A 22843-nucleotide genomic window follows, 5' to 3' on the forward strand; every position below is an offset into this window, starting at 1 on the left:
TGACCAGGAGGGCGTCAACCCAGCCAGCGACTAGACTTATCCACAGATGGCTGTCCTCGCGACAGCCTCCCGCCCCTGGTCAAAGTTCAATCGGCACGGGTGGTCAAAATTCGGTCGGCGTCAACACAAGTTGCAACGCGACTGCGCCGTCACCCTGCCTTTGCTACGCAAGGGTGCACCCGTCTCTAGCATCGCCAAGACCTGGGCGGCGGAATTGGCCAAGGCGCAGTCGGTTCACCGTGCCAGCCAGTTGTACGCCGGACGCACATTCCGGGACGCTCAGCGTGCGTCGCAACTGTTGGGGGCTATGCTCTATGTGGCCTCGGCGGGACTTGGATTGGTTGGCGAGGATCAGTACGTCCCCGCCTACGACCTCACCGTAGCTACCTCCGGCGCGACCATCCATCCGCAATTGGATGCGGTGAGCGCGTCCACCGCAGATTGGTGGGCAGCCCTGACGAGTGCCCTTGGCCAGCCCAACTCCTTGGCCACGCTTGCCACGGTGAATCGACTGGCCATCGTCTATGTGGCCATGCCTGGGACCTATCTGTCCATGCTCGCCGACGAGCTGGCCTCACTGCCCGACGATGTCCTGACCCGCTTGCGCATCTTCACCTCGCCGTCATGGGCCGCCACCGCGCCGGCCAGGTTGGCCAAGCAGGTCTTGCCATATGACGATCGCCTGGAGACCACGCGCTTTACTGGGACGAGAAATGACTTCGCCCAACGCGCGCTGCTGCATTTCCTCGAAGAACTCAACGCGCATCGCTTGCCGATGCATGAGGCGAAGCTGGCGGTGCATGCGTCGATGTCCAAGCATGCCCGACGCAGCCTTCCTACACGCGCAAAGTCGACCGACGAGGACATCATTGAGTTGATGCGCCGGGAGTGGTCAGCCTATGGCGGCGCCAGTAGCCGACTGCTTCGGTTCCTGCGTGACGAGGCCCTCGTTCAGTGCGAGCAAGCGCGCTTCCAAGGCTTGTGGCGCCGCCTGCACAACGCGATGAAGAACCCTGGCGGCAGCACTTCCGTTGGCTCAGGTTGAATGCATCTGAATGCGGATCGCGGCGAGCGGATGCGGGCCATGTGATGACTTCTTTGCGCTTCCACAGCTATTGCAAGCTCGCCTTGTACGTTGCAGGATCCAGATAGAAATGCTGCTCGATGGGGCCAGCCAGCTCGAAGAAGCGCGGCGCCGCCCTGAAGTCGAACACCCGACACAGCTTGAACTGGGTCAGCGCTTCCCGCGCGAAGCGTAGTTCGTTGGAGGTGACAAAGAACGGTGTCTCTTCGCTGAAGGCCGTGGTCTTGACCTCGATGTAGCGATGCTGGCCATCGGCCTCGAACGATAGGACGTCGTAGCCCAGTCCGTCGCCATACGTCTTCGCGACATGGTCCACCTTGTCAGCCAGTTGGCCCAGTCCCAGCCGCAGGAGACGCCAGCGTTCATAGTCGACGATGAACTCTTCGCCAGCACGACCCAGCGTCCTGTTCCTCGCCTCGCGCTCCAGATAGTCCCGCCGAAAAGGGCGACGCCGATATGCAGGCGCAGATTCACCGGTGCGAAGCTGACGTCGAGGTGGTTCGCATTGCGCATGGCCGAAGTCAGTCTTCTCGGCCACCGTAGCGGGACGGTCCACGGCGGCTTCAGCTGCCAGCTCAAGGTCTGGCTGCAATTGCAGCTGTTCTGCAATCACATCAAGCAGCATCTCGGACTGAACGTTGTCTGCGGGCAGGTAGCCACGAATCCTGGGCAATCCCAGTTCGTTCATCACGGCGCTCACATTGCGCCGCTTGAACTCGATGGACGCTTCCGTGCGGCCCTCCAGCAGTGGCAGCAGGGCCTTGCGCCGGGCGGATTTGTTGTAGGCCTGCCCAGTGAGTTCCATCGTCAACATCTGCAGGTAGTCCGCGACCAGCAGTTCAACTTCGCGGCGCGACCACTCCCGGCGTGGCGTGTCCGGCGACATCGGCCCGGCGGACACGACCTCGAAGTCCAACTGGCGCAGTGTCTTGACCACCGTGGCGACACCACCAGAGAACGCCGATGCAGGTAGTGCCTCTGCCTGCGGCGCGAGGAACGCGAACGCCGCGCCCACAACAGCCTTGGAGTCGCACAGGCTGCCGGTGACGGGGTGACGAACGAAGTAGTCGCGCGCCGGGCCAAAGCCGTACTTGAGAAGAAACGCGTCTCGCCCAATGCGCTCGAACTCGTCGAGCGCCTGCATCACAGCGGCCCGGTTGAGATGGCTCAGACGCATGGAATCTCTACGCTACTTGGTGTCTTTGCTCGGCAGAAGGGATATTGCGACCCAGACTCTATGATGCCTCTGACGAAAGGCTGATGTGCCAAGAGCTGAACTGTTCGCGTCTCAGGCCTTCCTGGGCTTGGGCAGCTTCTTGGCCTCTGACTGGACGCGTCGTTCGATCTTCTTGATGTCTTCTGCGGCGGGGAGCGCCTCGGGCACGATGCCGCGTTGGCGCAGCAGCTCGCGCACATCGTGGTTGTTCTTGACGTGCTCGCCAGTGATGCCTACTTCCGTGCTCAAGCCGTCTCGCTTGATGTTGAAGTTGGTGATCTCATTGGCGAAGTCCTTCGCCTTGATGGTGATGGTGGGCAGGAAGTCGGCCAGCGGGCGGTTGTCGGGGACGCCCAGCCGTGTCTTCATGTCCTGGGTGGTGTGCCCACCGAAGAGCGCGACATCGCCTTTGCTGCGGATGCGCGCAAAGCTGTACTGGTCACCCACGCGTTCATAGATGATGCCGCTGAGTTCTTTCTCGGACAGAGTCAGCTTCTTGCGTGCGCTCAGGCGCTCCACCTCGGCCAGGCGCTGCTCTATCAGCTCCTGCTTGCGAGTTTGAACCGCGAAGTAGGTCTGGGCGAAGGCAATGGCTTCCTTGGCGGGATCACCGTTCTGAGCGATCAGGTAACAGGCATAGCGCGTCAGCGCGATGTCGTCGATCGCGCGCGTGGCATTGCTGCCCAGGTCGACCATTTTCCTGACGTCAAGAAAATGGTCAGCGGCGTCATAGCCGGCCGCCACGCAGGACTGCGTGGCGCGCTCGATCACCCTGGCAAAGTTCTCCCACCTGGCGTAGCCGAGCAGACCCTGTAGGTCTCGGGCCAACCAGTACTCGTTGCCCTCTTCGTCATGCTGGACGAGCTCCTCGAAGCTCGCGTGCAAGCGAACGATCACGTCCTTCTTCATGGGTGGCCTCCTCCCTGTGTTGAAACACGAGGCCCGACACGAACTGCTCGCCGGGGTGTGGTGCGTCAGGCGTCGATATTCGCCGCCCTCAACGCATTCGTCTCAATGAAGTCCCTCCGCGGCTCCACCTCATCCCCCATCAGCATCGTGAACACCTTGTCCGCCTCGATCGCGTCCTCGATCTGCACGCGCAGCAGGCGGCGCACGGTGGGGTCCATGGTGGTTTCCCAGAGCTGGCCGGGGTTCATTTCGCCCAGGCCCTTGTAGCGCTGGCGGCCCACGCTGCTTTCGGCCTGGCCCATCAGCCAGGCCATGGCGGCGCGGAAGTCGGCGCCGCACTTGCTTTCCTTGGCCTTCTCGCCTTCGCCGCGCTTGACGGTGGCGTTGGGGCCCAGCAGGCCCTTGAACGTGCGGCCGGCGGTGGCCAGGGCGTCGTAGTCGGCGCCGTGGACGAAGTCGGGGCTGATGATGCTGCTCTTGATGTTGCCGTGGTGGCGGCGGCTGATGCGCAGCAGGTGCTTGTCGGTGCGCTCGTCGAACACGGCTTCCACCTCGGCGTCGTGCAGCGCGGCCTTCAGGGCGATGGCGCTTTGTTCGGCGGCGGTGGTGCTGTCCAGGTCCAGCGTCAGGCCGTCGCTGAGGGCGCGCAGGGCTTCCACGTCCATCCAGGCGCTCAGGCGGTCGATCACGTTGGTGGCCCGGACGTAGGCCTGGGCCTTCTCGGCCAGGGCCTCGCCCGTCAGAACGGGGCTGCCGTTGCCGGGGTCGATGGCGGCGCTGTCGATGGCCACCTTCAGCAGGTAGTCGTCCAGTGCGGCGGCGTCCTTCAGGTACTGCTCCTGCTTGCCGTGCTTGACCTTGTACAGCGGCGGCTGGGCGATGTAGATGTGGCCGCGCTCCACCAGCTCGGGCATCTGGCGGTAGAAGAAGGTCAGCAGCAGGGTGCGGATGTGGGCGCCGTCCACGTCCGCGTCGGTCATGATGATGATGCGGTGGTAGCGCAGCTTGTCGGGGTTGAAGTCGTCGCCGCCCATGCCCTTGCCGATGCCGGTGCCCAGCGCGGTGATCAGGGTCAGGATTTCATTGCTGCTGAGCAGCTTCTCGTAGCGCGCCTTCTCCACGTTCAGGATCTTGCCGCGCAGCGGCAGGATGGCCTGGAACTTCCGGTCGCGGCCCTGCTTGGCGCTGCCGCCGGCCGAGTCGCCCTCCACGATGTAGATCTCGCACAGCGCGGGGTCCTTCTCCTGGCAGTCGGCCAGCTTGCCGGGCAGGCCCATGCCGTCGAGCACGCCCTTGCGGCGGGTCATCTCGCGCGCCTTGCGGGCGGCGTCCCGCGCGCGGGCGGCGTCGACGATCTTGCCGCAGATGGTCTTGGCGTCGGTGGGGTTCTCCAGCAGCCAGTCGGTCAGCAGGCGGCTGACGATGTCTTCCACCGGCGCGCGCACTTCCGAGCTGACCAGCTTGTCCTTGGTCTGGCTGCTGAACTTGGGCTCGGGCACCTTGACGCTGACCACGCAGGCCAGGCCTTCGCGCATATCGTCGCCGGTGATCTCGACCTTGGCCTTCTTGGCGATCTCGTTGTCGTCGATGTACTTGTTGATGACGCGGGTCATCGCGGCGCGCAGGCCGGTCAGGTGGGTGCCGCCGTCACGCTGCGGGATGTTGTTGGTGAAGCACAGCACGCTCTCGCTGAAGGAGTCGTTCCACTGCATCGCCACTTCCACACCCACGTTGGTGCCCTGGTCGCTGAGCTTGTCGCCCTGGGCGTGGAAGATGTTGGGGTGCAGGATCTTCTTGCCCTTGTTGACGAACTCGACGAAACCCTTCACGCCGCCGGCATAGGCGAAGTTGTCTTCCTTGCCGCCGTTGCGCTCATCCACCAGGCGGATCTTCACGCCGTTGTTCAGGAAGCTCAGCTCGCGCAGGCGCTTGGCCAGGATGTCGTAGTGGTACTCGTTGTTCTCTTTGAAGATCTCGGTGTCGGGCAGGAAGTGCACCTCGGTGCCGCGCTTCTCGGTCTCGCCGACGATGCGCATGGGGCTGGTCTCCACGCCGTCCACCACTTCGATCACGCGGTCCTGCAGCACGCCCTGCTTGAAGTCGATCTGGTGCACCTGGCCGTCGCGGCGCACCGTCAGGCGCAGCCACTTCGACAGGCCGTTCACGCAGCTCACGCCCACGCCGTGCAGGCCGCCAGACACCTTGTAGCTGTTCTGGTTGAACTTGCCGCCGGCGTGCAGCTCGGTCAGCGCGATCTCGGCGGCACTGCGCTTGGGCTCGTGCTTGTCGTCCATCTTCACGCCGGTGGGGATGCCGCGGCCGTTGTCCACCACGCTGATCGAGTTGTCGGTGTGGATGGTCACGACGATGTCGTCGCAGTGGCCGGCCAGGGCCTCGTCGATGGAGTTGTCCACCACCTCGAAGACCAGGTGGTGCAGGCCGGTGCCGTCACTGGTGTCGCCGATGTACATGCCCGGGCGCTTGCGCACCGCCTCCAGGCCTTCCAGGATCTGGATGGACTCGGCGCCGTAGCTGCCGGAACCCGGGGTGGGTTGGGGCGCGGGCTGCTCGTCGGGGGTGGAGTTGATATCGCTCATGGCTTTGAAGTGAAGAGGGCCGTCGGTCCTTCAGGACTGGCGGCCCGGGCAATCTTCTGTCTGGAGCCCCCCTGCTTGGCGGGGGGCTGGGGGGTGCGAAACGGACAACGAGGATCTGGCGCCGCAGGCGTCAGATCCTCATGGGCATGACGACGTACTTGAAGCCGTTGTCATCGGGGATGGTGATCAGTGCGGCGGAACTGCCATCGTGCATCTCCAGCCGCACCATCTCCTGGCCCATGTTGCCCAGGGCATCCATCAGGTAGGTGACGTTGAAGCCGATCTCGATGGCGGGGCCGTCGTAGTCGATTTCCAGCTCTTCCTTGGCTTCTTCCTGCTCGGCGTTGCTGGAGGCGATGCGCAGCGTGCCGGGGTCGATGTTGACGCGCACGCCCTTGAACTTCTCGCTGGTCAGGATGGCGGCGCGCTGCAGGCTGGCCAGCAGCGGGGCACGGCCCAGGGTGATGATGTTCTTGTGGTTCTTGGGGATGACGCGGTTGTAGTCGGGGTACTTGCCCTCGACCAGCTTGGTCACGAACTCCATGCCGCTGAAGCTGAACTTGGCCTGGTTGCCGGCAAAGCGCATTTCGATCTGCGCGTCTTCCTCGCCTTCGGCGGTCTTGCCGTCCTTCAGCAGGCGCATCAGCTCCAGCACGGTCTTGCGCGGCAGGATGACCTCCTGCTTGGGGATGTCGGCCTCCAGCTGCGCCTGGGCCAGCGCCAGGCGGCTGCCGTCGGTGGCCACCAGCGTGAGGGTGCGGCCTTCGGCGACGAACAGGATGCCGTTGAGGTAGTAGCGGATGTCGTGCACCGCCATCGCGAAGTGCACCTGGTCGATCAGGTGCTTGAGCGTCTTCTGCGGCACGCTGAAGGCGGGGCCGAAGTCCACCGCCTCATTCACCAGCGGGAAGTCGTCGGACGGCAGGGTCTGCAGCGTGAAGCGGCTCTTGCCGCCCTGCAGCGTCAGCTTGTTGCCATTGGCGGTGAGCGAGACGGGCTGCTCGGCCGGCAGGGTGCGCAGGATGTCGATCAGCTTGCGCGCGCCCACGGTGGTGCTGAAGGTGCCGGCGTCGCCGCCCAGCGTGGCGCTGGTGCGCACCTGGATCTCCAGGTCGGAGGTGGTGAACTCGATCGTCTCGCCCGACTTGCGCACCAGCACATTGGCCAGGATGGGCAGGGTGTGCCGCCGCTCCACGATGCCAGCCACCGATTGCAGGGCGGCGAGCAGCTGCTGTTGTGCGGCCTTCAGAACAATCATGTCTTCCTCTTTCTGGTCGGGCGAGCCGATGACGCTCAGCCGGCGATTTTCGCCGGTTTTCGGGTGGTTTTGCGGGCCCGGGGCTCTGCCCCGGATCAACCCTTAAGCGTCTGCTCCAGCACGTGCAGCTGCTGGTTCAGCTCGGTGTCCTTCTGGCGCTCGCCGCCCACCTTGCGCACCGCGTGCAGCACGGTGGTGTGGTCGCGGCCGCCGAAGAGCTCGCCGATCTCGGGCAGGCTCTTCTGCGTCAGCTCCTTGGCCAGGTACATGGCAATCTGGCGCGGCCGGGCGATGCTGGCCGGGCGCTTCTTGCTGTACATGTCGGCGATCTTGATCTTGTAGAAGTCGGCCACCGTCTTCTGGATGTTCTCCACCGAGATCTGGCGGTTCTGGATCGACAGCAGGTCCTTCAGCGCCTCGCGCGCCAAGGCGATGGTGATCTCCTTGTGGCTGAACTTGGCGTAGGCCAGCACCTTGCGCAGCGCGCCTTCCAGCTCGCGCACATTGGCGCGCACGTTCTTGGCCACGAAGAAGGCCACGTCCTCGGGCATGGGGGCGCCCTCTGCGCGCGACTTGGCCATCAGGATGGCCACGCGCATTTCCAGCTCGGGCGGCTCGATGGCCACCGTCAGGCCCGAGTCGAAGCGGCTGGTCAGCCGCTGGTCGATGTCCACCAGCCCCTTGGGGTAGGTGTCGCTGGTCATGATGATGTGGGCCTTCTTGGCCAGCAGGGCTTCAAAGGCGTTGAAGAACTCTTCCTGGGTGCGCTCCTTGCCGGCAAAGAACTGCACGTCGTCGATCAGCAGCAGATCGAGGCTGTGGTACTTGGCCTTGAGCTCGTCAAAGGTCTTGCGCTGGTAGTTCTTGACGACGTCGGAGATGAACTGCTCGGCGTGCAGGTACAGCACGCGGGCGTTCGGCTTGTCTTTCAGCAGCGCATTGCCCACTGCATGCACCAGGTGGGTCTTGCCCAGGCCCACGCCGCCGTAGATGAACAGCGGGTTGTACATGACCCCCGGCGCGCCGGCCACGTGCAGCGCGGCGGTGCGGGCCATCTGGTTGGCGCGGCCGGCCACCAGCGAATCAAAGGTGAGCGCCGGGTTCAGGCGGTTGCGGTTGGCGGCCGGCGCCATGGCCGGCAGCACCGGCGCGGCCACCGGCAGCGGCTGGGCGCCGGGGGCGTTGACCAGCACCGCATCGGCATCGGGCATCCAGGCGTTGTGCTGGGGTGGCGGACGCAGGTGGGTGCTGGCCTGGGCGCCCATCATGGCCTGGGCCATGACGCGGCTGGCGGATTGCGGACGCGACTCCAGCGGCCGCGGCGCCGACAGCGTGGTGTCACGCGGGGCCAGGGTCAGCGACAGGCGCACGGGTTGCTCGGCCAGTTCGGCCAGCACCGACTCGATGCGGGCGCTGTACTGGCTGCGGATCCAATCCAGCTTGAAGCGGTTGGGCACGCGCAGCGTGGCCACGGCGACGCCGCCGTCATCACCCAGTTCAGCGGGCGGCAACGGACGGATCCAGGTGTTGAATTGCTGTTCGGGCAGTTCGATCGCGAGGCGCTCGCAAACGCGCAGCCAGAGGTCTGGGCTCATGTGGACAAGTTCTTTTCGAGCGGGCGGATTCTACGCATGGTCAGGGCCGATGCAGGTCCGGTTATCCACAGTTTTTTGGCGGGGGTCAATCCCCGTGGGCAGGCGCATGCTGTGGTGCAAGTGTTTGACCGACAACGCTCTTTTTGCTCTAATTGAGGGTTTCCCGAACTCGGGGTGGCAGTTGTAAGCGCTGGCAACAAGCACGGCTTACTTTCGCGGCACTGGCTGCGGGGGTGGTGCGTGACCAGGCAGCGAGCAGGTCTGCAACGCCGGAGCCCTCATCCGGCGGTTCGGTGAGGGGCCACTGCAGCTGCTGCAGCTGCTGTGGCCGCTCAGGGCCCCGACTCCTTTCCTACCAGCAGGTTTCATCATGAAGCGCACCTATCAGCCTTCCAAGGTCCGCCGCGCCCGCACGCACGGCTTTCTCGTTCGCATGAAGACCCGTGGCGGCCGCGCGGTGGTCAACGCCCGCCGCGCCAAGGGCCGCAAGAAGCTGACCCAGGTCTGATCGGCGCCGCCGCCGATCCGGCAGCGATGGACGTCGGTCGCATCGTGCGTCCGGCCGATTTCGAGCGGGTGCTCGGCACCTCGCCCCGTTCGCGAAGCGCTCACTTCGCCGTGCACCATGTGCCCGGTGGGCCCTCGCGCGCACGGGGCGCTCGCACGTCGGACACTGATGCACCGCTTGTCCCGGGTTTGTCCCCCGAGTTATCCACAGGGGATGCCCCAGCTGGGTGCGCGCCTGTGGATGACCGCCGCTGCTGGCTTGGCCTGGTGGTGCCCAAGCGGCACGCCCGACGGGCTGTGACGCGCAACCTGATCAAGCGCCAGCTGCGCGCGGCCATGGGCCGCTACGCCACCACCCTGCCCGGCGGGCTGTGGGTGGTGCGGCTGCGCTCGCCCTTTGACAAGGCGGCCTTTCCCAGCCCGGGCTCCGACGCGCTGCGCGCCGCCGCCCACGCCGAGATCGAGCAGCTGTTCCACCAGGCCGCGCATGCGCCGCTGGCGGCGCAGCCGCGCCGGGACCGCAGCCCTCGCCGGAGGCCCGCCTGATGCCCCCGCTGTCGATGTGGCCGCGCCGGCTGCTGCTGGGCCTGGTCCAGGCCTACCGGCTGCTGCTGAGCCCGTGGATCGGCGGCGGCTGTCGCTTCGAGCCCACCTGCTCGCGCTACGCGATCGACGCCCTGGAGCGCCACGGCGCTGCGGCCGGCAGCTACCTGGCGGCGCGGCGCATCCTGCGCTGCGCACCCTGGTGCGAAGGTGGCCATGATCCGGTGCCGGCCGAGCGGCCGCGCCTGTTTGCCCATTGCTGTGCCAGCGCCACGCGCACCGGCACTCCCCCGACGACTTCCTCACCACCCATGCCATGAACGATATCCGCCGCAATTTCCTGTGGGTGGTGTTTGCGATGTCCCTGGTCCTGCTCTGGGACGCCTGGAACAAGCACAACGGCGAGCCCACGCTGTTCGGCGCGCCGATCGCCGCCACCCCGGCCTCGGCCGCCTCGGCGGCGCCGGGCGGTGTGCCCGCGTCGGCGGGCCAGCCGACCGCGGGGGGCGCCACCGCCACCGTGGCCGCGCCCGCCAACGACCCCGGCGAGCTGGTGGTGCTGCAGACCGACGTGCTGCGTCTGACACTGGCCTCGCGTGGCGGCGATGTGGTGCGCGCCGAGCTGCTGGCCTTCCCGGACGACCAGGACAAGTCGCAGCCCGTGGTGCTGATGGACCGCAGCGCCAGCCGCACCTACCTGGCACAGACCGGCTTCATCGGCAACGGCCTGCCCAGCCACTTCACGCTGCTGAGCGCCCAGCCGGGCGAGCGCACGCTGAAGGACGGCGCGGGTGAGCTGAGCGTGGTCTTCGCCTCGCCGGATGCCGGCGGCGTGCAGTGGACCAAGACCTTCACGCTGCGCCGCGGCCAGTACGCGATCGACGTCAAGAACGAGCTGCGCAACACCGGCGCGGCCGCCATCGATGCCCAGATCTACCTGCAGCTGCAGCGTGACGGCACGCCGCCGCCGGGGGGCTCGAGCTTCTACTCCACCTTCACCGGCCCGGCCATCTACTCCGACGAGAAGAAATTCCAGAAGGTCGAGTTCTCGGACATCGACAAGCGCAAGGCCGGCGAGGCGCCGGGCCACATCACCAAGGCCCAGGACGGCTGGGTGGCGATGATCCAGCACTACTTCACCAGCGCCTGGCTGGTAAACACCGCTGGTGCGCGCGAGTTCGTCACCAAGAAGGACAAGGACAACCTCTACTCGGTGGCCATGGTGCAGCCGCTGGGCAGCGTGGCGCCGGGCGCCACCGCCACCCACCAGGCCCAGCTGTACGTGGGCCCGCAGGAAGAGAACAAGCTGGCCGCGCTGGCCCCGGGCCTGGAGCTGGTCAAGGACTACGGCGTGCTGCACATCCTGGCCAAGCCGCTGTTCTGGGTGCTGGACCAGCTGCACAAGCTGATCGGCAACTGGGGCTGGGCGATCGTCGGCCTGGTGGTGCTGCTGAAGATCGCCTTCTACTGGCTCAACGCCAGCGCCTACAAGTCGATGGCCAAGATGAAGGCGGTCAACCCGCGCATCCAGGAGCTGCGCGAGCGCCTGAAGGACAAGCCGCAGGAGATGCAGCAGGAGATGATGCGCATCTACCGCGAGGAGAAGGTCAACCCCTTCGGCGGCTGCCTGCCGATCTTCATCCAGATGCCTTTCTTCATGGCGCTGTACTGGGTGCTGATGGCCACGGTGGAGATGCGTGGTGCGCCGTGGATCTGGTGGATCCACGACCTGGCCGCGATCGACCCGTACTACATCCTGCCCGCGGTGATGACGGCCACCAGCCTGCTGCAGGTCTGGCTGGGCCCCAAGGCCGGCGACGAGATGCAGCAGAAGATGATGTGGATGATGCCGCTGATCTTCGGCGTGATGTTCTTCTTCTTCCCGGCCGGCCTGGTGCTGTACTGGCTGACCAACAACATCCTGTCGATCGCGCAGCAGTGGTTCATCAACAAGCGCTTGGGCGTGAACTGACCGCAGCTCTGCGCTGAGCCCTCCAACGCCCCCGCGCGCCACCGGCCGCGGGGGCGTTGTCCTTGAGCGGGGCGCGGCTGGCGACTGCCAAGAAAGTCACGCTTCGCAGCCTGCGGGCACTCATCGGCCGGGCGAGCCAGACGATGCCCTGGATGCCCAAGTGGGTATCTAGGAGCGAGCAATGCAAGGCAAGACGATGGTCGTGGCCGCAGCCGGGGCGTGTGCGCTGGCCGCGGCAGCATGGGTGGGCGCGGGCGCCTGGGCCGGACAGCAACTGGAAAGCGAGCTGCAGGCCCTGCAGGCGCGGCCCGCCGGGGCGGGCACCTCGCTGCGCGTCAGCGGGCTGAAGCACCAGCGCGGGCTGCTGTCGTCCAGCGGCGAGCTGGATGTGCGCCTGGAGCCCGGCTGCGACGCCGCCGAAGGCCAGGACGAGCCGGTCACGCTGCACCTGAACTACCAGGCCAGCCACCTGCCGCTGCCCACGGCGCTGCTGCGCTTTGACTGGCAGGCCCAGCCCACCGGCGACACCGGCCGTGCCTTTGCCGAGCTGTTCGGCAACGTGGCTCAGCTCAGTGGCCGCGGCAGCGTGAGCCCTGGCGGCGCGCTGCGTTCGGAGATGTCGCTGCCCGAGCTGTCGGTGCGCCGCGCCGGCTCGGCGCTGCAGGTGGCGGCCTCGCAAGGCTTCATCAGCGTGCACGGCAAGGCGGTGGGTTTTGGCTGGAAATGGCCGCGGGTGATGGCGCGGGGCGACGGCCAGGCGGTGGAGATGAAGGACGTGGCGCTGGACCTGGACCTCAGCAACCGCTTCCTGGGTACCGGCAGCGCACAGTTGGCGGCGGGCACCTTGAGCACCGGGGTGGGTCAGCTCGAGGGCTTCACGCTGCGCTCCGAAGCGCGCGAGGATGGCGACCGGCTGGACATGAGCATTCGCCCCGCCGTGACCAAGCTGGTGGCCGCCGGTCAGACGCTCGAGGGCCTGGCGCTGGAGCTCCACGTCAAGGGCCTGGACACGCGCAGCGTCGAGACGCTGACCACCACCTTCTCGGCCAGCTGCGGCTTGCAGGCCATGACCGCCGATGAAGGCAAGTCGGTGCGCGACGCCGTGCAGCGCCTGCTCACACGTGGATTCTCGGCCGGCATCGGCCAGCTCAGCGGCCGCTCCGGCGAGGGCGCGATCGATGGCGAGTGGCGTGTGGAGCTGCAGCCCGCGCGCGGCGCGCAGATCCGCCTGGCCGAGCAGCTGCGCTCCAGCGGCCGCCTGGATGTGGGCGCCGGACTGCTGACGCCCGACCAGCGCCAGACGCTGCTGGCCATGGGCATGGCGGTGGAGCAGGCCAGCGGCCTGCGCGCCAGCTACGACTACGCCGACGGTCTGCTCAAGGTCAATGGCCGCACGCTCGATGCCGGTGGCTTCCAGCAGGCGCTGGCCGAGGCCGACACCCGCCTCGCCGCCCAGCTGACGGCCTGGGGCGACACCCGCGTGGCGCAGGCGCCCAAGCCAGCGCCGATGATCGAGGAGACCGAGGACGAGCCACCCGAGGCGCCCGCCGCCGTGGCCACGGCGGCCCCCCCTGCTGAGCCCGCGCCGGCCGCAGCCGGCCCCTGCGCCGATCTGTCCGCCTGCCTGCGCGACAGCCTGGGCGCCGGCCAGGCCCAGGACGTGGACGCCTTGCGCGCCGCCGCCACGCGCATCGAGGCCCTGCCCAAGCCCGACGTCGGCAACAAGGCGGTGGCCCGCCAGCTCAACACCACCGGGCTCGACGCACTCAAGCGCGAGGACCACGCTGCCGCCGTGAACGCGCTGCGCCAGGCCCTGCGCGAGAACCCGCGCGACGTGGAAGTGGCCGGCAACCTGGGCTACGCCCTGGTCAAGGCCGACCGCGCCGCCGAGGCGGCCGAGGTGCTGCAGGCCGCACTGGTGCTGGACCCGCGCCGCAGCGCCACCTGGACCCCGCTGGCCGAGGCGCTGGCGCTGAGTGGCCGCTCGGCGGAGGCGCAGGCCGCGCTGTGGATCGGTTTTCAGTGGTCGGGCAACCGCGACAAGACCCTGGCCTGGTACCAGGACCGCGCCGACAAGGAGACCCGGCCGGTGTTGCAGGCGCTGTACGCCCGCCAGGCACGCCTGGTGGTGGCCGACAGCGGTCGCCCCTGACACCGGCTCAATATCCCGCCGCACTTGGCCGATAGGCCTCAGGCGGGACCGCCGTTGCAGCCCTCGCGGGCTGACCCCGCGGGCCGTCGGAGCCGACCATACGGTCGACCCCGGCGGCCCGTCCCGCGCCAGGCCCTAGAAACCGCGCAGGTCCAGCCGGCCGCCGGTGAGCGTCAGGCCGGTCAAGGCGGGCGTGGGCGTGGTGGCGTCGAGCAACTGCTGCTTGAGGGCGAGCGCATCGGCGCCGCGTGCGCGTTGCGCGAGCAGCGCCAGCCCGCCGCTGACGTGCGCTGCGGCCATCGAGGTGCCGCTGAGCTGGGCGTAACCGCCGCGGGGCACGGTGGACCAGATGCCCTCGCCGGGCGCGCCCAGGTCCACCGACTGCGCCCCATGGTTGGCGCGTGGCCCCAGCGCGCCACCGGCGTCGATCGAGGTGACCGCCACCACCGTCGGCAGCGGGTAGCTGGCCGGGTACATCGGCTGGGTGTCGTTGTCGTTGCCGCTGCCACCGGCGGCGGCCACCAGCAGGATGCCGGCCTCGCCAGCGCGCTGGATGGCCTGCTTGAGCGCCTTGGACTCGGCCGCACTGCCCCAGGAGGCATTGATCGCCACCAGACGCAGGCCGTGGCGGGTCTTCAGGTCGATCAGGTAGTCGATCGCCCGCACCGCGTTGGCGCTGGTGCCGCCGCCCGCGTCCATGAACTTCACCGTCAGCAGCTGCAGCCTCCAGCACACGCCCACCACGCCGCGGCCATTGCCGCCGCGCGCGCCGATCGTGCCCGACACATGGGTACCGTGCAGGTCCTCCACCGGATCGTCGTAGACCGTGTTGTCGTTGTGCGCGAAGTCCCAGCCGTCGACGTCATCGATCAGGCCGTTGCCATCGTCATCGATGCCATTGCCAGGGATCTCGCCGGGGTTGCGCCAGTGGTTGGCCCGCAGGTCCGGGTGCGGGTGCTGGGCACCGGTGTCGAGCACCGCCACCGCCACGTCGCCGCAGCTGGTGTGGCCCTGGGCCCAGGCGCGCGCGGCCTGGCTGCCAAAGGGGTTGAAGTGGTCGGGGTCCTGGTCGCCTTCCATGCCCCACAGCGAGCCGTTCAGGTAGTAGGGGTCATTGAGCACCGCCAGCGGACGGTAGACCACATGGGCCTCGGCGAAGGCCACGCCGGGCTGGCGGCCCAGTTGCCGGGCCGCGGCATCGGTGGACAAACCCGGCGGCAGCGCCACGCGCAGCAGGCCGGGGCGCAGGGTCTGCAGCACCCGCGCCTGCAAGCCCGACAGGGCGGCCTCCCGCGCGGACTCGGTGCTGTGCGGTGCGAACTGCACCAGCAGCTCATCCGGCACGCTGCTGGACCGCGCCGGCCCGGCCAGACTGAGCAGGCAGGCGAGAGCCACCCCAGCACATAAGCGGCCGATTGACGCTGCCATGGCCTTCATGAATCCCTCCCAGGATGTCGACAGAACGCATCCCGATGATGGATCGGTGGACCGGCGCTGTCGCCCCCTAGTGTGCTGTCCCGCTCAGGGCAGCCCGATGACCAGGAAGGGGAAGTAGCTGGCAGGCCAGTAGGCGCTGACGTTGGCCTGGTCATAGAGGCCGCCGCCCACCGAGATCGCGCGGACGCGGGCCTCGCCCACGACGTCCAACTGGTCGCCCTCCTGCAGCTTTTTGACCACTCTGAGCGGCAGTTCCTCGTCGAACGGGTACTGGAAGCTGTTGGAGAGGTACTGGTCCTGGACACCCTGGAGCACGACATGCCGCGCGCCCCACTCGCCCAGCTTCCAGGTGCGGGCCAGCGCCAGGCTGGTGGCCTGCAGCCGGGTGATGCTGCTCATGCTGGTGCGCCCCAGATTCCAGGTCCACGAGCCCATGCCGGCGCCGGCAAAGTTGACGCGCTGGGTGCAGCCGGCCGCCAGGCTGGTGGCCAGGTGCGCCATGATCTCGGGGTTCAGCACCAGTTGTGCGGCGTATTGCCCCGTGCCCTGGTAGCGCTCGCCCATCAGCACCATGTGGTACGGCGACACATTGGTGGACACGCTGAAGGCGAAGCCCACCTGGTTGGGGCAGGTCTGGGCCGTGGCGCAGGTGCTGGCGGCGGCCAGGGCAAGCAGGTGCAGCCAGGGACGCAGGCGGTGGGACAGATTCGTCATCGGGACTCCGTGTTGGGGCAGTGGGTGCGGGTCGCAGTGTGCGCAGCCGCAAGGGGGCGTCCCATCCCACGACGGCATGTCCGGATGCGCGGCCAAAAAACGTTGCCGCGGCTGGCGCCACAATCGCGCCATGTCTGCCGCCACATCCGCTGCCGCCGGCCCGCTGGCCGGCCTCAAGGTCCTGGAGCTGGGCCAGCTGATCGCCGGGCCGTTTGCCGGCAAGACGCTGGGCGACTTTGGCGCCGACGTCATCAAGATCGAGCCGCCCGGCACCGGCGACCCGCTGCGCCAGTGGCGCCTGCTGCACAACGGCACCAGCGTCTGGTGGCAGGTGCAGAGCCGCAACAAGCGCAGCGTGGTGCTGGACTTGCGCAGCGACGAGGGCCGCTCCGAGGTGCGCCGCCTGATCGACGAGGCCGACGTGCTGATCGAGAACTTCAAGCCCGGCACACTGGAAAAGTGGGGCCTGGGCTACGACACCCTGGCCGCCAGCAACCCCGGCCTGATCATGCTGCGCATCAGCGGCTACGGCCAGGACGGCCCCTACCGCGACCTGCCGGGTTTTGCGGTGGTGGCCGAGGCCATGGGCGGCCTGCGCCACCTGATGGGCGAGCCCGGCCGCGTGCCGGTGCGCGCCGGGGTCAGCCTGGGCGACACGCTGGCGGCGCTGCACGGTGTGATCGGCGTGCTGCTGGCGTTGCAGGCGCGTGCACGCACCGGTCGCGGCCAGGTGGTCGACGTGGCGCTGTACGAGGCCGTCTTCAACTGCATGGAGAGCCTGCTGCCCGAGTACAGCGCCTTTGGCGCCGTGCGCCAGCCGGCCGGCAGCGCCCTGCCCGGCATTGCCCCCAGCAACGCCTACCGCTGCGCCGACGGCCAGGTGGTGATTGGCGGCAATGGCGACAGCATCTACAAGCGCCTGATGAGCGCGATCGGCCGCGACGACCTGGGCAGCGACCCGGCGCTGGCGCACAACGCCGGCCGCGCCGCGCAGGTCGACCGCATCGATGCCGCGATCACCGCCTGGACCGTGCAGCGCCCGGTGGCCGAGGTGGTGACCGTGCTGCAGGCCGCCAGCGTGCCGGTGGGGCGCATCTACACCGTGCAGGACATGGCCGAGGATCCGCACTACCGCGCGCGCGGCATGATCCAGCGCATCGTCACCACGGATGGCCTGGCACTGGACGTGCCCGGCGTGGTGCCGCGCTTGAGCGACACGCCGGGCGGCATCCACCGGCTGGCGCCGGGGCTGGGCGAGCACCCGGCACGCTGGTCGGAGGGTCACGATGACTGAACCGATCCGCTACCAGTGCGCCCCGGCCGGCTTCACCGAGTGGAACGCGCTGCTGACGCTGCTGCAGGACGCCTTCGCCTACATGGACGGCCGGATCGATCCGCCCTCGTCACTGAAGGCGCTGGACGCCGCCGCGCTGCAGGCCAAGGCCGGACGAGAGACGTTGATCGTCGCGCACCAGGGACACACGCTGGTGGGCTGCGGCTTTGTGGACCTGCGGCCGGACAGTGCCTACCTGGGCAAGCTGGCGGTGGCCGATGCCTGGCGGCGGCAAGGGGTGGCGCGCGGCATCGTGGAGGCCGCCGCGGCGCTGGCGCGGGCGGCGGGGCGGTCGATCCTGGTGCTGCAGACCCGCGTCGAGCTCACCGAGAATCACCGCAGCTTCGAGGCCCTGGGGTTCGTCACCGTGGCGCGCACCGCGCACCCGGGCTTTGATCGTCCGACCAGCCTGACGATGCAGCGCACGCTGTAGGCCCGCCGGGCGTCAATCGAACCAGCGCGTGGGCGCCAGGCCGTGGCGCTCGTAGACTTCCTGCACCAGGTAGGCTGTGCTGTGGCGGGCGGGCAGCACCGCGGTGACGCGGCTGCCGAACAGGAAACCCAGCTCGCGCAGCGTGTCGCGCCGGCCGGGGTCGTCGACCACCACCACCTGGGCGTCGTCCAGCGCGCCCAGTGGCAGCGCGTCCAGCCGCCGGGCGCGCTCATAGCCCAGGTGGCGCAGCGCTTCCACCGCCACCGGGTAGTTCAGCACGTCCACCCGCGGCACGTCGGCCCAGGCGTCGTGGGCACGGCTGTGCAGCCACTGTCGCTGCTGGCGGCGCTGCTGCAAGCCGGCCAGCGCGTTGCCCAGGCGCGGCCCGGTGGCCTGCGCTGCCTGCAGGCTCACCCGCAGCGCGTCGGGGTTGTCGCAGGGGCGGGTGGTGGGCGGTGTGCCGTGGCCCAGGATCAGCGAGGACCAGCCGCCGCGCGGGTAGAACAGGCGTTGCCAGCCCTCGCCCTGGTCCTGGGCCTGCACCACGAACAGCCCCAGCGGGTGTTCGGCCAGCGCCAGCGCCTCGCCGTGCAGCGACACGCCATGGCGCATGCTGAGCGTGAAGCTGCAGGGCTCGATGCGCTGTGGCGCGGCGCGGCTGTCCATGCGGATGCAGGTCACGCGCGACAGCGGCATCGACATCCACTGCCACTTGGGCGGGATGCGGATCAGTGCCGCCTGCTCGTCGTGCTGCAGGCTCAGCAGCCGCGTGGCCACGCGGCGGCCCTGGCGGCCCTCGATCTCGGCCGGCAGGCCGGGCTCGTCGAGCAGGTCCACGACCGGCGCACCGATGGCCAGGCTGCGCTCAATGGGCCAGCCCGCCAAGGCCTCGGCCGCGGCGGCATCGGGGGCGGCAGCGGTGGACGGGGCAGGCATGGGCAGGGCGCGGTGCGGGAACTACAAGTTGCGTCAATGGTAACCATCTGCAACATGTTTGGCCCACAGCGGCCGGAACTAGTTCACGCCGTTCGTCGCGGTCTCCCCAATGCGAGGGGTCGGCGAGCGCCTGGGCGCTCAGTGATGCACCTCGCCGGTGCCCAGCAGCACGCGGTTGCGCCCGCTGCGCTTGGCCTGATAGAGCGCGTGGTCGGCCTGGGCGATCAGCGCCTCGGGCTCGGGGCCATGTGCCGGCAGGGCCGCCACGCCGATGCTGACCGTCACCGCCGGCAGCTCGTCAGCCGGCATGGACTGCACCGCGGCGCAGACCTTTTCGGCCAATTGCAGGGCGTGCAGGGCGTCGATGCCCGGCGCGATCAGCAGGAATTCCTCGCCGCCCCAGCGGCACACCAGGTCCTCGCGCCGCACCAGGTCGCGCAGGGTGTGGGCCACGCGGCGCAGCACGGCGTCGCCGACCGCGTGGCCGTGGCTGTCATTGATCGACTTGAAGTGGTCGACGTCAATGAAGCACAGCGCTAGCGGCAGCTCCAGCCGGCGGCACAGCGCCACCTGGGCCTCCAGGTAGGCCATGCCTTCGCGGCGGTTGGCCAGGCCGGTGAGGAAGTCATGCACCGCGATCTGCTCGAGCTGCAGCTGCAGCTCCTTGCGCTCGGTGACGTCCTGCACCATGCCCACGGCGCGGGTGGGTCGGCCTTGCTCGTCGCGGTCGCAGACGCGGCCGATGTCGTGCACCCACAGGTAGACGCCATTGCGGTTGCGCAGCCGGTACTCGGCCTCGAAGCGGGCGCGCTGGCCGCTCAGGTGGGCTTGCAGATCCTGCATCACGCGCGGCGCGTCGTCCGGGTGGATGTTGTCAGACCAGGTGGACAGTGCCGGTTGCATCTCGTCGGGGCCATAGCCCAGCATGCGCTTGAGCTGCGGGCTGAAAAACAGTGTGCCGGCAGCGATGTCCCAGTCCCACAGGCCGTCGGAGGCCTCGTTCAGGGCAAACCACAGCTGGTGCTCGCGCTGGCGCAGCTCGCGCTCCAGTGCCAGGCGGCGCCCGACATCGCGCGCCACCGACAGGAAGTAGCCCTTGCTGTTGACGGTGACCCGGGTGGTGTTCACCTCGACCGGCACCTCGTGGCCGGCCGCATGGCGGTGACGGCCGACGAAGGTGAAGCACTCGCTGGCGCGGATCGCCTGGGCAATGTCCTGCCACTGCGGCAGGCCGGTGACGTCCATCTGCAGGCTCAGCACGCTGTGGTCGATCACCTCCTGCGGCGTCAGCCCCAGCATGGCCCAAGCGGCGCGGTTGCCCCAGACGATGCGGGAGTCATCGGGGTCGATCAGGTAGACCGCGTCGGCCAGGTGCTCGAACAGCGGCGCCAGGGGGGGCTCGGGCAGGTCGGGCACAGCGGTGTAACAGGGCAGATGGCGAACAGCAGGACAAGCATGGTGCCAGATCGCGCAGAATCCGGCCATGACCCTGGTGAAACGACCGCGCGCCATCCCGCTGGGCTACATCGCCCGCAACCTGTGGGTGCGGCGCGTCACCACCGCGCTCACCGCCGCCGGCATGGCGCTGGTGATCTACACCTTCGCCACGGTGCAGATGATGAGCGAAGGCATCCGCGCCACGCTGGTGGCCACCGGCCAGCCCGACAACCTGCTGGTGCTGCGCAAGGGCTCGGGCGCCGAGATCAACAGTGGCATCGACCGCGTCCAGGCCGCGCTGCTCGAAACCCTGCCCGGTGTGGCCCGCGGCGACGGCGGCCGCCCCATCCTGAGCAAGGAGACGGTGGTGCTCAACAGCCTGGCCAAGCGCAGCAACGGCAAGCCCAGCAATGTGTCGATGCGCGGCACCTCGGTCGCCGGTCTGGCGCTGCGGCCCCAGGTGCAGCTGGTGCAGGGCCGCATGTTCCGTCCCGGCACCGCCGAGGTGGTGGTGGGCCGCGCGGTGGCCGAGGGCTTCCTGGGCGCCGACCTGGGTCAGACGCTGCGCTTTGGCGGCCGCGAATGGCGCATCGTGGGCATCTTCGACGCCAGCCGCACCGGCTTTGACTCCGAGATCTGGGGCGATGTCGAGCTGATGATGCAGAGCTTTCGGCGCAACGCCTTCTCCACCGTGGTGATGCGCCTGGCCGACGGCCCGGCCGGCGCCGCCGCGGTGCAGGCGGCGATCGCCGCCGACCCGCGGCTGACGGTGGATGCCAAGGTCGAGACCCGCTTTTACGAGGAGCAAAGCGAGGCGCTGGCCAAGTTCATCAACGTGCTGGGCACGGCGCTGTCGGTGATCTTCAGCATCGGCGCGGTGGTCGGCGCGATGATCACCATGTTCGCCGCGGTGGCGCAGCGCACCGGCGAGATCGGCACGCTGCGCGCGCTGGGCTTTCGGCGCCGTGCGGTGCTGATCGCCTTTCTGCTGGAGAGCCTGCTGCTGTCGCTGGTGGGCGGCGTGCTGGGCCTGCTGGCGGCCAGCGGCATGCAGGCGGTGCGCATCAGCACCACCAATTTCCAGACCTTTGCCGAGCTGGCTTTCGAGTTCCGCATGACGCCGGGCATCATCATCGCCACGCTGCTGTTCGCGCTGGCCATGGGCGTGGCGGGCGGCTTCATCCCCGCCTGGCGCGCCGCGCGGCTGCGCATCGTCGACTGCCTGCGCGCGGCCTGAGCCCGGCCGCCCCGCTGGGCGACAATCGCCCGATGCTCCGTTTTGACCTGCTGAAGACCGACGGCCACGCGCGCCGTGGCCGGCTCACGCTCAACCACGGCGTCGTCGAGACGCCGATCTTCATGCCCGTGGGCACCTACGGGACCGTCAAGGGCGTGCTGCCGCGCTCGCTGCACGACATGGGCGCGCAGATCATCCTGGGCAACACCTTCCACCTGTGGATGCGCCCGGGCCTGGACATCATGGCCAGCTTCGGCGGGCTGCACGGCTTCGAGCGCTGGGACAAGCCCATCCTGACCGATTCAGGCGGCTTCCAGGTGTGGAGCCTGGGCGAGATGCGCAAGATCAGCGAGGAGGGCGTCAAGTTCGCCTCGCCGGTCAATGGCGACCGGCTGTTCCTGACGCCCGAGGTCAGCATGCAGATCCAGACGGTGCTGAACTCCGACATCGTCATGCAGTTCGACGAGTGCACGCCCTATGAGACCAAGGGCCACCTCACCACCGAGCCCGAGGCGCGCTTCTCGATGGAGCTGAGCCGGCGCTGGGCGAAGCGCTGCATCCATGAGTTCGAGCGGCTGGCCAACCCGAATGCGCTGTTCGGCATCGTCCAGGGCGGCATGTTCGAGCACCTGCGCGAGGAGTCGCTGCAGGCGCTGGTCGAGATGGACCTGCCCGGCTACGCGATCGGCGGTGTCAGCGTCGGCGAGCCCAAGGAGGACATGCTGCGCATCATGGCCCACACGCCGCACCGGCTGCCGGCGCACAAGCCGCGCTACCTGATGGGCGTGGGCACGCCCGAGGACCTGGTGGAGGGCGTGGCCTGCGGGGTTGACATGTTCGACTGCGTGATGCCCACCCGCAATGCGCGCAACGGCCACCTGTTCACCCGCTTTGGCGACCTGAAAATCCGCAACGCCCGCCACAAGACCGACCACCGGCCGATCGACGAGACCTGCGGCTGCTATGCCTGCACCGGCGACGGCAGCCAGGGCGGCTTCAGCCGCGCCTACCTGCACCACCTGGACCGCTGCGGCGAGATGCTCGGGCCGATGCTGGCCACGATCCACAACCTGCACTACTACCTGAACCTGATGCGCGAGGTGCGCGAGGCGCTGGACGCCGGCACCTTCGCCGACTTCCGCCGCCAGTTCGCTGCCGACCGCGCGCGCGGCGTCTGACCCCCGTTTGTTTCTCACACCGGTGGCGCCGGCCTGGGCCGCGCCACCCCTTTTTTCTTGTCACGCCCGATGGCGACCACCGAACCCACTGACACCGCCGTGCCCGAGACGCCGGCCAAGACGCCGCGCCGCCGCGCCGCCGTGCCTCCCAAGAAGGCCGTCGTGGCCGACGCGCCCGCCGCCGACGCTGCGCCGACTGCCGATGGGGCTGCCGAGCCCGCGGTGGCGCCGGTCAAGGCGCCGCGCCGCCGCCGCGCGCCAGCCGCTGCCCCTGCGACCGACACCGCCCCGCCGCCGCCCGCCGA

At 68.5% G+C, this 22843-nt stretch carries 19 protein-coding genes and 1 pseudogene; 11 read left to right on the forward strand and 9 right to left on the reverse strand.

Annotated elements, in window-relative coordinates:
- Positions 1-46: 46 nt before the first annotated feature.
- The gene (locus tag KAK06_RS23430; protein WP_210804594.1) at positions 47-1045 is read left to right on the forward strand and encodes a hypothetical protein; all 999 of its coding nucleotides are present in this window, start codon (positions 47-49) and stop codon (positions 1043-1045) included.
- 67 nt (positions 1046-1112) lie between these two features.
- Here the strand turns inward: KAK06_RS23430 and KAK06_RS23435 are convergent, their stop codons facing one another.
- The 5 genes from KAK06_RS23435 to dnaA form a co-directional block, all read right to left on the reverse strand.
- Complete coding sequence (locus KAK06_RS23435; RefSeq protein ID WP_247653085.1) at positions 1113-2261, reverse strand: protein NO VEIN domain-containing protein; 1149 nt, start codon at positions 2259-2261, stop codon at positions 1113-1115.
- A 111-nt stretch (positions 2262-2372) separates the two neighbouring features.
- Positions 2373-3209 (reverse strand): DNA damage-inducible protein D, encoded by an 837-nt coding sequence (gene dinD / locus KAK06_RS23440; protein WP_210804595.1) that lies wholly within the window; start codon positions 3207-3209, stop codon positions 2373-2375.
- Positions 3210-3274: 65 nt separating this feature from the next.
- Complete coding sequence (gyrB, locus tag KAK06_RS23445) at positions 3275-5806, reverse strand: DNA topoisomerase (ATP-hydrolyzing) subunit B (protein ID WP_210804596.1); 2532 nt, start codon at positions 5804-5806, stop codon at positions 3275-3277.
- A gap of 130 nt (positions 5807-5936) precedes the next feature.
- Positions 5937-7064: a DNA polymerase III subunit beta gene (gene dnaN, locus KAK06_RS23450; protein ID WP_210804597.1), complete on the reverse strand. Its 1128-nt coding sequence runs from the start codon at positions 7062-7064 to the stop codon at positions 5937-5939.
- Between the two features lie 95 nt (positions 7065-7159).
- Positions 7160-8659 carry a chromosomal replication initiator protein DnaA gene (dnaA, locus tag KAK06_RS23455; RefSeq protein WP_210804598.1) on the reverse strand — a complete coding sequence of 500 codons (1500 nt, stop codon included), beginning with the start codon at positions 8657-8659 and terminating at the stop codon, positions 7160-7162.
- 370 nt (positions 8660-9029) lie between these two features.
- On the opposite strand from dnaA, the gene rpmH reads away from it, so the two are divergent.
- The 5 genes from rpmH to KAK06_RS23480 all read left to right on the forward strand — a co-directional run bounded on the left by rpmH (position 9030) and on the right by KAK06_RS23480 (position 13833).
- Positions 9030-9167 (forward strand): 50S ribosomal protein L34, encoded by a 138-nt coding sequence (gene rpmH / locus KAK06_RS23460; RefSeq protein WP_210804599.1) that lies wholly within the window; start codon positions 9030-9032, stop codon positions 9165-9167.
- Between the two features lie 26 nt (positions 9168-9193).
- A complete protein-coding gene (locus KAK06_RS23465) occupies positions 9194-9712 on the forward strand; it encodes a ribonuclease P protein component (protein ID WP_210804600.1) in 519 nt (172 codons plus the stop codon).
- On the forward strand, positions 9712-10029 hold the full coding sequence (gene yidD, locus KAK06_RS23470) for a membrane protein insertion efficiency factor YidD (RefSeq protein ID WP_375140910.1): 318 nt from the start codon (positions 9712-9714) through the stop codon (positions 10027-10029). Before KAK06_RS23465 ends, yidD begins: the two co-directional genes overlap by 1 nt.
- Positions 10026-11681, forward strand: a complete 1656-nt coding sequence (gene yidC, locus KAK06_RS23475; RefSeq protein WP_210804601.1) for a membrane protein insertase YidC — start codon at positions 10026-10028, stop codon at positions 11679-11681. Before yidD ends, yidC begins: the two co-directional genes overlap by 4 nt.
- Positions 11682-11862: 181 nt before the next feature.
- A complete protein-coding gene (locus KAK06_RS23480) occupies positions 11863-13833 on the forward strand; it encodes a DUF945 family protein (RefSeq protein ID WP_210804602.1) in 1971 nt (656 codons plus the stop codon).
- Between the two features lie 135 nt (positions 13834-13968).
- Here the strand turns inward: KAK06_RS23480 and KAK06_RS23485 are convergent, their stop codons facing one another.
- Together KAK06_RS23485 and KAK06_RS23490 are read right to left on the reverse strand one after the other, a co-directional pair.
- A complete protein-coding gene (locus KAK06_RS23485; protein WP_210804603.1) occupies positions 13969-15228 on the reverse strand; it encodes a S8 family peptidase in 1260 nt (419 codons plus the stop codon).
- A 126-nt stretch (positions 15229-15354) separates the two neighbouring features.
- A complete protein-coding gene (locus KAK06_RS23490; RefSeq protein ID WP_210804604.1) occupies positions 15355-15984 on the reverse strand; it encodes a hypothetical protein in 630 nt (209 codons plus the stop codon).
- 130 nt (positions 15985-16114) lie between these two features.
- Here KAK06_RS23490 and KAK06_RS23495 point away from each other — a divergent pair, with 130 nt between their 5' ends.
- Both KAK06_RS23495 and KAK06_RS23500 read left to right on the forward strand, forming a co-directional pair.
- Complete coding sequence (locus KAK06_RS23495) at positions 16115-17278, forward strand: CaiB/BaiF CoA transferase family protein (protein ID WP_210804605.1); 1164 nt, start codon at positions 16115-16117, stop codon at positions 17276-17278.
- Complete coding sequence (locus KAK06_RS23500; RefSeq protein ID WP_210804606.1) at positions 17271-17750, forward strand: GNAT family N-acetyltransferase; 480 nt, start codon at positions 17271-17273, stop codon at positions 17748-17750. Before KAK06_RS23495 ends, KAK06_RS23500 begins: the two co-directional genes overlap by 8 nt.
- A gap of 12 nt (positions 17751-17762) precedes the next feature.
- On the opposite strand, the gene KAK06_RS23505 is transcribed toward KAK06_RS23500, so the two are convergent.
- Positions 17763-18686, reverse strand: a complete 924-nt coding sequence (locus KAK06_RS23505; protein WP_210804607.1) for a GspE/PulE/PilB domain-containing protein — start codon at positions 18684-18686, stop codon at positions 17763-17765.
- A 138-nt stretch (positions 18687-18824) separates the two neighbouring features.
- Entirely contained in the window at positions 18825-20102 is a 1278-nt protein-coding gene (locus KAK06_RS23510; protein WP_310741147.1) for a sensor domain-containing diguanylate cyclase, read from the reverse strand.
- A gap of 67 nt (positions 20103-20169) precedes the next feature.
- Between KAK06_RS23510 and KAK06_RS23515 the strand changes: the two genes are divergently transcribed.
- The 3 genes and pseudogenes from KAK06_RS23515 to KAK06_RS23525 all read left to right on the forward strand — a co-directional run.
- Positions 20170-21360 (forward strand): ABC transporter permease, encoded by a 1191-nt coding sequence (locus KAK06_RS23515; protein WP_210804609.1) that lies wholly within the window; start codon positions 20170-20172, stop codon positions 21358-21360.
- A gap of 32 nt (positions 21361-21392) precedes the next feature.
- Positions 21393-22538: a tRNA guanosine(34) transglycosylase Tgt gene (tgt, locus tag KAK06_RS23520; protein WP_210804610.1), complete on the forward strand. Its 1146-nt coding sequence runs from the start codon at positions 21393-21395 to the stop codon at positions 22536-22538.
- Between the two features lie 69 nt (positions 22539-22607).
- Positions 22608-22843: pseudogene (locus tag KAK06_RS23525) on the forward strand (hypothetical protein); the annotation flags it as partial.

Source organism: Ideonella aquatica (assembly GCF_018069755.1).
Classification (GTDB): domain Bacteria; phylum Pseudomonadota; class Gammaproteobacteria; order Burkholderiales; family Burkholderiaceae_C; genus Ideonella; species Ideonella aquatica.

Excerpts from the sequence above, each read along its gene's own strand:
- KAK06_RS23430 (WP_210804594.1), top strand. The coding sequence starts at position 47 with ATGGCTGTCCTCGCGACAGCCTCCCGCCCCTGGTCAAAGTTCAATCGG.
- KAK06_RS23435 (WP_247653085.1), bottom strand. The coding sequence starts at position 2,261 with ATGCGTCTGAGCCATCTCAACCGGGCCGCTGTGATGCAGGCGCTCGAC.
- dinD (WP_210804595.1), bottom strand. The coding sequence starts at position 3,209 with ATGAAGAAGGACGTGATCGTTCGCTTGCACGCGAGCTTCGAGGAGCTC.
- gyrB (WP_210804596.1), bottom strand. The coding sequence starts at position 5,806 with ATGAGCGATATCAACTCCACCCCCGACGAGCAGCCCGCGCCCCAACCC.
- dnaN (WP_210804597.1), bottom strand. The coding sequence starts at position 7,064 with ATGATTGTTCTGAAGGCCGCACAACAGCAGCTGCTCGCCGCCCTGCAA.
- dnaA (WP_210804598.1), bottom strand. The coding sequence starts at position 8,659 with ATGAGCCCAGACCTCTGGCTGCGCGTTTGCGAGCGCCTCGCGATCGAA.
- rpmH (WP_210804599.1), top strand. The coding sequence starts at position 9,030 with ATGAAGCGCACCTATCAGCCTTCCAAGGTCCGCCGCGCCCGCACGCAC.
- KAK06_RS23465 (WP_210804600.1), top strand. The coding sequence starts at position 9,194 with ATGGACGTCGGTCGCATCGTGCGTCCGGCCGATTTCGAGCGGGTGCTC.
- yidD (WP_375140910.1), top strand. The coding sequence starts at position 9,712 with ATGCCCCCGCTGTCGATGTGGCCGCGCCGGCTGCTGCTGGGCCTGGTC.
- yidC (WP_210804601.1), top strand. The coding sequence starts at position 10,026 with ATGAACGATATCCGCCGCAATTTCCTGTGGGTGGTGTTTGCGATGTCC.
- KAK06_RS23480 (WP_210804602.1), top strand. The coding sequence starts at position 11,863 with ATGCAAGGCAAGACGATGGTCGTGGCCGCAGCCGGGGCGTGTGCGCTG.
- KAK06_RS23490 (WP_210804604.1), bottom strand. The coding sequence starts at position 15,984 with ATGACGAATCTGTCCCACCGCCTGCGTCCCTGGCTGCACCTGCTTGCC.
- KAK06_RS23495 (WP_210804605.1), top strand. The coding sequence starts at position 16,115 with ATGTCTGCCGCCACATCCGCTGCCGCCGGCCCGCTGGCCGGCCTCAAG.
- KAK06_RS23500 (WP_210804606.1), top strand. The coding sequence starts at position 17,271 with ATGACTGAACCGATCCGCTACCAGTGCGCCCCGGCCGGCTTCACCGAG.
- KAK06_RS23505 (WP_210804607.1), bottom strand. The coding sequence starts at position 18,686 with ATGCCTGCCCCGTCCACCGCTGCCGCCCCCGATGCCGCCGCGGCCGAG.
- KAK06_RS23515 (WP_210804609.1), top strand. The coding sequence starts at position 20,170 with ATGACCCTGGTGAAACGACCGCGCGCCATCCCGCTGGGCTACATCGCC.
- tgt (WP_210804610.1), top strand. The coding sequence starts at position 21,393 with ATGCTCCGTTTTGACCTGCTGAAGACCGACGGCCACGCGCGCCGTGGC.